The following is a 784-nucleotide window of genomic DNA, read 5'->3' as shown; positions in this document are numbered from 1 at the left end:
ACCTGGCGCAACACCAAGCAGGAACTCACCGAGTACCTGAGTGAGCTGTCGGGGGAAGCGGCGGCCTACATGCGGCCCAACCTGTTCGTGAACACCCCGGACATCCTGCACGAATTCCTCCAGGACGGCGGCCGACCCGCCTTCGAACTGCGGGCGGTGCTCGCCGCGACCCTCGCTCCCACGTGGGGGGTGTACAGCGGGTATGAGTTGTGCGAGAACACCCCGTTGCGGCCCGGCAGCGAGGAGTATCTGAACTCCGAGAAGTACCAACTCCGTCCCCGCGACTGGGTGTCGGCCGAGCGGGAAGGACGTAGCATCGCGCCATTGCTGGGCAAGCTCAACGACATCCGGCGCCGCAGCCCCGCGTTGCGGCAGTTGCGCGATCTCCACTTCCACGATGTGGATCAGGAGGCGGTGATCGCGTACTCGAAGCGGAGTGGTTCGAACACGGTTCTGGTGGTCGCGAACCTCGACCCTCACCACACCCAGGAGGCCACGGTCTCGTTGGACATGCCGCAACTCGGCCTGGAATGGCACGAGTCGGTGCCGGTGCGCGACGAGCTCACCGGCGAGACCTATCACTGGGGCAGGGCCAACTATGTGCGCCTGGAGCCGGGTAACCGGCCCGCACACATCCTCACCGTCCTGCGACCGTCCCCGCAGATCGGAGGGTCACCCACCATATGATCGTCAACGAGCCCGTCCCGGACACCTTCGAGGACACTCCCGCCAAGGACCGGGACCCCGAGTGGTTCAAACGCGCCGTCTTCTACGAGGTCCTGGT

At 65.6% G+C, this 784-nt stretch carries 1 pseudogene; it reads left to right on the top strand.

Annotated features, from left to right (window positions below):
• Positions 1–687, top strand: a pseudogene (locus AC31A1_RS52120) (alpha-1,4-glucan--maltose-1-phosphate maltosyltransferase); the annotation flags it as partial.
• Positions 688–784 lie beyond the last annotated feature (97 nt).

It is taken from the genome of Streptomyces sp. P5F9 (assembly GCF_057961495.1).
This window is presented reverse-complemented; position numbering and strand designations above follow the sequence as displayed.